This window comes from Acerihabitans arboris (genome assembly GCF_010131535.1).
Lineage (GTDB): Bacteria > Pseudomonadota > Gammaproteobacteria > Enterobacterales > Enterobacteriaceae > Acerihabitans > Acerihabitans arboris.
The window spans coordinates 1-9,591 of the sequence record NZ_WUBS01000033.1; the positions used below are offsets into that span (position 1 = coordinate 1).

General features: G+C 48.0%; 6 protein-coding genes and 2 pseudogenes. 6 read left to right on the forward strand and 2 right to left on the reverse strand.

Annotated elements, in window-relative coordinates; all coding sequences use genetic code 11:
* Positions 1–115: 115 nt before the first annotated feature.
* Positions 116–241 (reverse strand): annotated as a pseudogene (locus GRH90_RS26440) (DNA polymerase V subunit UmuD); the annotation flags it as partial.
* A gap of 293 nt (positions 242–534) precedes the next feature.
* Here GRH90_RS26440 and GRH90_RS25380 point away from each other — a divergent pair.
* The 6 genes and pseudogenes from GRH90_RS25380 to GRH90_RS25405 all read left to right on the forward strand — a co-directional run.
* A pseudogene (locus GRH90_RS25380) lies at positions 535–1,164 on the forward strand (DNA topoisomerase); the annotation flags it as partial.
* Positions 1,165–1,204: 40 nt separating this feature from the next.
* On the forward strand, positions 1,205–1,639 hold the full coding sequence (locus GRH90_RS25385) for a TIGR03747 family integrating conjugative element membrane protein (RefSeq protein WP_162368756.1): 435 nt from the start codon (positions 1,205–1,207) through the stop codon (positions 1,637–1,639).
* Between the two features lie 892 nt (positions 1,640–2,531).
* Positions 2,532–3,167, forward strand: a complete 636-nt coding sequence (locus GRH90_RS25390; RefSeq protein ID WP_246236239.1) for a radical SAM protein — start codon at positions 2,532–2,534, stop codon at positions 3,165–3,167.
* A 17-nt stretch (positions 3,168–3,184) separates the two neighbouring features.
* Entirely contained in the window at positions 3,185–3,907 is a 723-nt protein-coding gene (locus GRH90_RS25395) for a deoxynucleoside kinase (RefSeq protein ID WP_246236240.1), read from the forward strand.
* The gene (nudI, locus tag GRH90_RS25400) at positions 3,873–4,301 is read left to right on the forward strand and encodes a nucleoside triphosphatase NudI (protein WP_162368758.1); all 429 of its coding nucleotides are present in this window, start codon (positions 3,873–3,875) and stop codon (positions 4,299–4,301) included. The genes GRH90_RS25395 and nudI overlap by 35 nt, the downstream gene beginning before the upstream one ends.
* Positions 4,302–5,361: 1,060 nt before the next feature.
* A complete protein-coding gene (locus tag GRH90_RS25405; RefSeq protein WP_162368759.1) occupies positions 5,362–8,136 on the forward strand; it encodes an ATP-binding protein in 2,775 nt (924 codons plus the stop codon).
* Here GRH90_RS25405 and GRH90_RS25410 read toward each other — a convergent pair.
* Positions 8,113–9,300, reverse strand: a complete 1,188-nt coding sequence (locus tag GRH90_RS25410; protein ID WP_162368760.1) for an MFS transporter — start codon at positions 9,298–9,300, stop codon at positions 8,113–8,115. The two genes, GRH90_RS25405 and GRH90_RS25410, sit on opposite strands and share 24 nt — an antisense overlap.
* Positions 9,301–9,591 lie beyond the last annotated feature (291 nt).

Sequence of the window (9,591 nt, forward strand, 5' to 3'; positions counted from 1 at the left end):
CAGAACGTTGGAGCGGTGGAACAAGAAACTGGCAACCAATAAGTACCGTGACACTTAATCCTGAGCGGGAAAAACAGGCAGCCTAAATCAGCAGGGGATGACAACAACCTTGACACTGACCGAGGTCAATCCGCTCTTCTACGTAATCTTGGGCTGGGCTGGGGAAGCCGCATTGAACACGTTCTGCGAAGAGGGGCAATTTGATAATTCCCAACAATTCTGTTTTCTCTATTATCTTCAATTTAATTATTCTTCATGATGACTGTATGTATTCACAGCAGTATTTCGCCACTGGAATGATCAAGTCCCCTTTCACCTTTTTTTTCATTTAACTGATCCTTCAAGATATTTATTTTTACTCAATTACCGATAGCTGGGCGTTCCCCCCGCCGGAATAAATTTCGAGGCTCATGACACTATGTGAGGCGGCCCCATGAATCCGGTAATATCCCGTTTCCTGTTTATTGCTGCTTAGCAAGGCGTTATCCCACAGGCTAGTCGCATCTCACCACTCAAACGTTTGCCGGAGTCTGGATGCGTCTCTATCTGTGCGAAAAGCCGTCTCAGGGCAAAGACATTGCCCGTGTACTGGGTGCCAAACAACGTGGCACTGGCTGCTATAGCGGTGCCGGTGTTGCGATCACCTGGTGCATCGGCCATTTGATCGAAGCGGCGGCGCCTGAAGCCTATGGCGAGCAGTACAAGCGCTGGTCCATCGAGCAACTGCCCATCATTCCCGAGCACTGGCGCGTCGAGGTCAAACCCAAGACCGCCTCGCAGTTCAAAGTTGTCAAGCGGCTGCTGGCCGAGGCAACCGAGTTGGTGATCGCGACCGACGCCGACCGCGAGGGCGAGCTGACCGCCCGAGAACTCATCGACCTGTGCAGTTACCGCGGTCCGATCCAACGCCTGTGGCTGTCAGCGCTCAACGATGCCTCCATCCGCAAGGCGCTCAGCGCGCTGCGACCTTCAGCCGAAACGCTGCCGATGTACTACTCCGCCCTCGCCCGCTCCCGCGCGGACTGGCTGGTCGGCATGAATCTCAGCCGGCTGTTCACCCTGTTGGGCCGCCGGGCCGGCTATGACGGCGTGCTGTCGGTCGGCCGGGTGCAGACACCCGCACTGAAGCTGGTCGTCGATCGCGATCGCGAAATTGCCCGTTATAGAAAACGCCTACGACGGGTTGTTCGTCAAAAGCGGACTAATGGAATGGATACGGAACGCATCAGAGCAGGCCAGGGTTGGCATCCGCAACCAAGCCCATGACTTTCGCTACTACCTGGGTCTGGTCTATATCCATCTGGATAGCTACGTGATCGCGGCCGCCTACACCATCCTGGTGTTTATGGTGCGCTTGCTGGTGCTGTGCCTGACCTTGCCGATGTTCATGATGGCTGCTTTTGTGGGCCTGGTGGATGGCCTGGTGCGACGCGACATCCGACGCTTTGGAGCGGGACGGGAGTCCGGTTTTATCTACCACCGGGCAAAAGCGAGCCTGACCCCACTGGCGGTATTGCCGTGGGTGACGTATCTAGCCCTGCCGGTGAGCGTTAACCCTTTGTGGATATTGTTGTCTGGTGCGATTTTGCTCGGAGTAGCAGTGGATATCACTTCGGGAAGTTTTAAAAAATATATTTGATTGCAAAATCTCATTATCTCTTTTAACTAACAATGTAAATTTAAAAGTGAATGGATAGTTATAATTACCTATTCAAAAAGCGTCAAAGCAACTACCCGCCCGACGGTGTGTTACGATGGCAACGACCTCGAGATTCAAATAACACCGAGTGGCGCTAAACTCTGGCGTTTGCTTCACTACCCGCAAATGGGCAATGATGAGCCTGGGCGCTTATCCCTCTGTCCCGTTGGCTGAAGGCTGCCAGCTACGCAAGCAGGCACAGATTCTCTTGGACTAAGATATCGTTCCACTGAACATCAACGTACTGAACAGTGACGGCAGAAACGGGCTCGTGAAAGCACTTCCGAGTAAGTCGCCGTTGAATGTACCAAACCACGCTGTCTGCCATGTTGGCACTCATATCCTGAATGATATCTGGCGCTACCTGAGCATGTATATTCTTTCGGACATTGGGGTTATCTAATCGTTGGAAGCATCCGGGAGATAATTGTCGGCTAAACTATAATAATCAATATTTTTGCAATAAATGCGCTTTTACAGTGTCAGCTGAATATTTCACCATCTCTGGTTGAAACTTGTTCAGTCAGGTGTAAGGTAATAACAATATACTTATTAAGGTTATTACTCATTACCCTACCCTGTAGATAAGGAGATTGGCTATGCTTAACGTCAGCAATCTGCTACTGGATTTCAGAATAACTTCACACTGTGATCTCGGGTGCGATCTTTGTTTCAGAAATCCCGGCATATCGGATTCATCACTGGAAAGTGCGCTTAATGTTATTGATAGAATGTACGAAATTGGATTCAGGCGTTTGGTTTTACCGGAGGAGAACCCACATCTCGACGAGATTTTCTTGAACTCATTGAACATGCAAAAAATCGTGGGTTCATGACCTATCTTTCGGCAGTAGGGCATCGATTTATAATTGATCATGCGAGGCTTAACGGCATTCTTGACTGGGTAGGTATGCCTATCGACGGAATAGACCGTCAGGTAAATACTGATATCCGCAGTGAAAAAATGAGCAACCAGCACCGCGTGATAAAAAACATTCTTTCCTGGTTACCTATGGCATCCAATAAAATTAACATTAAACTCACTACGGTTGTTTCTCAGTCTAATATTGCAACTCTGGATGAAATTGTCAGTTGGGTTGAAAAATTGCCTTATCGTATCCAGGCATGGCGTTTCTATCAATTCTGTCCGCTCGGTGTCGGTAAGGAAAAAAGGGTAAAACTCGAAATCGATACGGACCTATTTGCAGAACAGATGGTGAAGTTAAAAAAACAACATGCCGGCATGCCTATTAGCTGGGCGACCTTTGAGGAAAGGGATAATGCTAATGTGGTGATGGAACCCAATTTTGATATTATTATACCCGATGGAGAAAACTATACCTTATTAGGTAATATGCAGAATGATCCTGCAGAAAAAATACTGAAGACAATATTTGGTAATGACCATATCATGGAAAAATGCGAGAACAATCGCTATTGGCTTGATAACAGGGAGTTTATATCATGAGATATGATTACCTATATATGGATCCATGGTCTGCCCTCCACAAAAAAAAGAATGATACCCGAAAACCCCTGTATATCTGTCTATCAGGGAATTCAGGTGTGGGGAAAAGTACCCTGCTGAGGAAGCTATCCGTCTACCTGTATAGGGATGATCATGACACCATTGCCCTTGATGAAAAGGCTGTTCATCATCATCTCCTGCCGTATCTTTTTGATGATACTGCCCATTTCGGATATCTCATTCAGCTCAATTTTATGATACAGCGGTCTTTGCTTATAAAATCATGGCTTGCCAAGGGGTTTAATTTGGTGATGGAACGTTCACACCTAGAAGATTATATCTTTATTAATTTTATGTTTAAAGCCGGATACATTACTGAATCCCAGCATAAATCCTACATGAGCTTATGGTATGAACTGAATGAAATCACTCCCATTCCAGACCTTATCGTGTTTCTGGATTTTGATACAGAGCAGTCGCTTAAAAATCTTCAGCAGGATGAACTGTCGGGTATTCGCCCGCAAGAGTTTCCGAATAATGTGGTTAAAAATAAATGGATAACGGGCTGGCATTCTGAATATCTGCATTTTACCCAGAACCTTCCCCCTTTACTGCAGCAACGGGTGTTCACCTGCACGTCACCCGGGACGGTAGAAAGTTTATCTGATAAAGTTATCGAAAAAATTCATGACATCCGGAGGTTACATGCGTCAGAGGATCATAGTCTGTCCACTTATTGAAAATAATGGCGAGTATTTACTTTGTAAAATGGCCGCTGACCGGGGCGTCTTCCCCGGTCAGTGGGCGCTGTCCGGTGGAGGTATGGAGCCAGGCGAAACGATGGAGGAAGCACTAAGGCGGGAGATCAGAGAAGAACTGGGTGAAGCGTTACAGATAACCCGTATCACGCCATGGACATTTAGGGACGATGTCCGGGTGAAGACCTATCAGGACGGCACAAAAGAAGAGATCTACATGATTTATCTCATTTTCGACTGTGTCAGCGCAAACCGTCAGGTCACTTTTAATGAGGAATTCCAGGAGATTGCCTGGATCAGCCCGGCCGGGCTCCACGCTCTTGACCTGAATGAGGCTACACGCGTCACCTTTAAGCAGAAAGGTTTTCTGAAATAATACCTTTTCAAATCTGATCTTCTTTTCCGCGCCGGCTCAGTCCGGCGCGTTTCTTTATTCGTGTATGTCCAGGACCTGAATGCGTCCCACCGCCAATTTGATTTCATATTGTTCTCATCTTTCTTCAGGGTAACCGGCTCCGCCCGCCTGCCCACGCCTTTATTTGCTCTCTGGCTGATACTTTCATATAGGCAGCTATCAGCAATGCCAGCAGCCTGCCCGGCTCTGACCGCCCTGGTCAACAAATTTTCGACGCTTGCACGCTGATAAGCGCGTTCACTACTGTTAACGTGGCTACGACGGCTCCCGCCAGCCATTAAATACCACGCTGCCGCACCAACATGGTAGTGATGCCGATACCGATCATCGCCTGTGGCAGTCGGACAATAAAACGATTGACCATACCGTTGACGGAAATGATATCGGTGAAAACATCCCGCTACACCGAAGAGCAAATTACTTTCGTGCACAGACAGTCATAACTGGCGACCTTACCCCTTTTTAAGTAGCATTCGGATCTAGAGTCCGATGGTTTGTCACCTTCTCCCATATCCTGACCCAAGATCAATTAGAGGATCTGCCGACTTTGACCTTCTCCCATATCCTGACCCAAGATCAGAAGAGATCAGATCAGTAATGGCCTTAATTTATTAGTAAAGTAAAAGCAGAACCGACCTAATCTCGGTCTGCTTTCCAATTTTTATCAGTTTCAACATTTGTATTTTTGCGATCTCTGTAGACAATTCCGAGTCCGGCACCACCATTACTTAAATGACCCATGGACACGTGCAGTTATTGGAAGGTCAATCCCTGCTCGGATCACTCTCCACGGTGAGTGCTTTTCCAGCCGGGCCTGGTGCGATATGGCTGGCAGGGATAGCACCTGTTTTCATCAATGGATTGATCGCAGGGCTATGCTACATGGTGACATTGGTTTTATAATCATTAACGGTCAAAGCGGTATTGAATAGTTATACGCCGATGCAGCACATTCAACACATAGCCTGATTCTGATGACCACTTCCGTTAGAAATGGCTTACTCCATACCGAGAGTTCGTGATGCTCAAAACAGAAGATCTCAACACCATGATACCAATTGATGAGATTCACTTTGCTGACTGGCAAATCTGGCCCCAGCTAAGGATTCTGTTACACCGGGGTAAGCCAGTAAGAATTTCCGCCAGAGCTTTTGATGTTCTGGTTGTTCTGGTGAGTGCTGGAGGTAAAGCGGTAAGTAAAGAATCTTTACTTACTCAAGTGTGGGGAAATGAAATCGTCGAAGAAAACAATCTTCAGGCACAAATTTCAGCTATTCGCCGCACACTGGGTCTTGACCGCCATCTACTGGTTACTGAATTTGGTTGTGGTTATCGATTTAATATCAACAAATTGCCTAATGAGGCGCCCTCTAAATCAGAAATACCTGAGACTGCTGTTACCCCTTTTCTGACGTCGATTCTGGGGCGTGATCAAGCGGTGCAGGAATTATGCGCCTTATTGAATCAACACCGTCTGGTGACGATTACAGGCTCAGGGGGCGTGGGTAAGACTCGTTTGGCATGGGAAGTCGTCAGCCTTATACACACGCATTTTTCTGATGGAATATGTGTGGCTGAACTGGCGCATATCACCGAAGCATCCAGCTTGCTATCTGTTATTTCACAAGCGCTACATTTTCCATTAGCTACCATTCATAATGATGCCGATTTACGGCAACAGCTTGCACGGCGTCGATGTTTACTGCTGATTGATAACTGTGAACATGTAATTAATGAACTTGAACCAGTGATTACGTTGCTCCTGAACCTGGCTCCCCATATCAAACTGTTGTTGACCAGCCAGGTAGCGTTACAGGTTGCTGGCGAGCAACAATATCTACTACCGCCATTACAAGTTCCTGAGAGCGAAGGGGCTAATACCCAAGTGCTACTGACTTTTGCCAGTGTCCGCCTCTTTATCGAACGCGGGCAGGCCAACCGACATGATTTCCATCCATCAGCCAGCGAACTGTCGTTGATTGGCGAGTTATGCCGTCATCTTGACGGTCTGCCGTTGGCGATTGAACTTGCGGCCTCCCGTCTGCCAGTCATGAGCGTCAAAGAGATCTATAGCCGACTGGAAGACCGTTTCCAGCTATTGAGCAATACACACAGCTCTCTGGTGCCCAGACATCAGAAAATACTGACCACTCTGGAGTGGACTTATCAGTTACTCAACACACGTGAACAACGATTATTTTGCTCTCTGGGAATCTATACCGATATGTTCAGTGTGAAATCAGTAAGCAACTTTCTGCTTATTAAAGACAAGCATCGCTGGCAGGTTGTTGACGATCTGCAAAGATTGCTGTCCTTATCCCTGATTCAGGTCAGTACTCAGGTACCAGCGACCCGTTTCCGCCTGCTGGAAACCATGCGCCAGTTCGCATGCGATAAACTCAGGCAACAGGGTGAATATGCCGCTCTTGAAACCCGTTTTGCCGGTTATTATAAAGTTCTGGTAGAAGAGTCCCAAAGTGATTGGTTTATGCTGCCAACAGAACAGTGGCGTGGACGCTATAGCCATATGCTGAATGATTTGCGGAGTGTTTTACAGCAAACGTTAACTGAGGGGACCGATCCCTCTACTGGGCTTGAGATCTTACAGGCTATGACCCCGTTTTGGATTGAATATTCACTATACGATGAATGTCAGCGCCATATCTATCCTCTGCTTTATGAAAATACTTCGCAGGTAGTATTAACGCTACGCCAGAGAATGAATCTCAGCGCTGTAGCAGGTAAGGCATCAACCTGGGCAAAAGGCCCTACGCCTGTAACACATTCAGCCTGGAAAACCGCGCTGGCACTTGCAGAAAAGCTCGACGACAAAGAAATACGTTTACAGGCTCATTACGGGTTATGGTTGTATTATCTGCGTACTGGCGAACTGGATAAAGCGCTTGAGCATGCGCAATCTATGTGCGAGCTCGCACGATCCATTAGTGACGAGGAAGCGCTGGCAACCGGGCTGCGTATCCTCGGTGTATCCCTGCATTTTTTGGGGCATCATGACGTCGGGCGTGATTATCTCCAACAATCTCTTGACTGGTTTGACCAGGGCGGATTAAGTCACTCTTTCCGTTTTGGTCTTGATCAAGAGAGCGCCGGTCAGGCCTTTCTGTCTCGTTTACTCTGGTTACAGGGTGAGTATAAGGCAGCGAAACAGATGGCATGGCGCGGTGTAAAAAAAGCCGCTCGTTTGCAGCATGTCTGTTCTCTTTGCTGTGCACTGGCTGAAGGCGCCTGTATGACAGCGGCACTGGATCGTAATCCACGTTGGGTCATAAAGGCCGCAAACTGGCTTATTCGTCTGGCAGAAAAGCATGATTTGTATTTCTGGAAGACCTATGGCGAATTGTTTCTTGTTTGGGCCAAGCAGTTCAGTCATTCCGATGTTAGTCAAACCACGCTGTTTAGCTCGTTGCGCGCGATGGGATTAGACTGGCAATATTCCCCCTTGTTGTCAGAAATTGATACCGGGCTATCGCAGAAAACCGCCCGTCAGGATCATGAAAACTGGTGCACGCCTGAGCTGATGCGTCTTTCCGCCACTCAATTACCTCCTCAGGAGCAACGCCTGCTGTTGGAGCAGGCCCTGGACAAAGCGCATCAACAACAGGCTCACGGCTGGGCCCTGCGTATTGCTTATTCACTGGCGACATTGCAGGCTGAAGCTGGGGAAAAATTGGCTGCCAAACAGTTAATACAGGACGCTTTACACCATGTCGATGGTTCAGACAGGGCGACGGATGTAAGAAATGCTATGGCGCTATGTGCCCGAATGGGGACCTGAATATTTACGTCTCACGGTTATTAACATCCCCAGGATCACGAGTCCTGCCCCCGCTGAAGAAATCAGCGTCCAGTTATGAGTTCTCTCCCATACCCAAGTGGCAGTCAGTGAGCCACATGCTCCGCCAATAAACATAACGCACATAAATAGTGTATTAAGACGGTTTCTGGCATCTGGACGCAAAGAATAAATCGTGTGCTGGTTAGCTATCAGTACACATTGTTCACCCGCATCCAGTAGTAGAATGCCCACCACCATACCCGCCATACTGTTCCAGCCCCAAAAAACAACCCAGGCCAGCAGCATGAGTATCACACCAAAAACAACCATTCGGAATGGACCCTGACGATCACTGAAACTTCCCGCCAGAGGCGCACACAGAATACCGATTAACCCCAAAGCAGCCAGGGTTCCGGTTACCCCTGCACCGTAATCGTAGCGATGAGCTAACCAGAAAGGGAGCACGGTCCACAGCACGCTGAAGGAGGCAAACAGCATTGCTTGTGTAAGAGTTGCACCGCGCACCTGCGGCTCGTCTTTCCACAGCTGTCCTACTGAACGTAATACCGCCAGATAGTTAAACTTTGGCGTTGGCAACGACTGAGCAGGCAAAATGCGCAAGATGAAAAATATAGCCAGCAATGTGATGATCGCTCCGAACAAAAAGACGCCGCGCCAGTCGAAATACTGACCAATAAGGCCTCCGATAGCCCGGCCAGCAAGGATACCTGCGAGGACACCGCTCATCACGGTACCCACTGTTTTACCTCGTGCAGAAGTTCTGGAGAGAGAGGCAGCAAGCGGCACTATCTGTTGGGCTACTGTTGCAGCCATCCCGGTAAGGAAGGAGAAGATCACCAACACTGTCGCCGTTGGTGATAACATCATGCCTATCAGTGCCAGGAAAAGCACCTGCGCTTGACGCAGGATAAGCCGCTGACGTTCAATATAGTCGCCCAGAGGGATCAGAAAGAATAAACCCACCGCATAGCCTAACTGGGTGGCCATGGGGATCAAAGAAACAGATTCCCATTCATTGGGAAAGGATCTAGCAATCAAATTCAGGACAGATTGATTAAAATAAATATTAGCTACAACAATACAGCAAATAATCGCCAGCATCAGAATCCTGGCAGAAGAAAGCTCGTGATTGTCCGTACGCATTGACCACTCCTAGCTCTAAACTCAATGTTGTCTGGAGTATAAGCAGAGGCGACTCCCAACTCTTTGACCGCTTTTTTCAGACGTCTGAATTCTGATGCACAAGCTCCTGAAATAGAGATTTGTTACTAATACTGCTCATGTTATTAACTGTGCTTAATTTGAGGAGCAACGTAAGCGTAAAGCCAGCGCCGTCTGTTATCTATGTTCCAAGGTGGGTAGGTTAGAGCTCCGTCTCATTTAGAAAGAGCTCTATTTGTGGAAAAGCCCACCAACTGGCGTAACGGCTCCCGT

Bases quoted from the DNA above. Each gene is read 5' to 3' on its own strand.
- GRH90_RS25385 (WP_162368756.1), top strand. From the start codon at position 1,205: ATGGAATGGATACGGAACGCATCAGAGCAGGCCAGGGTTGGCATCCGC.
- nudI (WP_162368758.1), top strand. From the start codon at position 3,873: ATGCGTCAGAGGATCATAGTCTGTCCACTTATTGAAAATAATGGCGAG.
- GRH90_RS25405 (WP_162368759.1), top strand. From the start codon at position 5,362: ATGCTCAAAACAGAAGATCTCAACACCATGATACCAATTGATGAGATT.
- GRH90_RS25410 (WP_162368760.1), bottom strand. From the start codon at position 9,300: ATGCGTACGGACAATCACGAGCTTTCTTCTGCCAGGATTCTGATGCTG.
- GRH90_RS25390 (WP_246236239.1), top strand. From the start codon at position 2,532: ATGACCTATCTTTCGGCAGTAGGGCATCGATTTATAATTGATCATGCG.
- GRH90_RS25395 (WP_246236240.1), top strand. From the start codon at position 3,185: ATGGATCCATGGTCTGCCCTCCACAAAAAAAAGAATGATACCCGAAAA.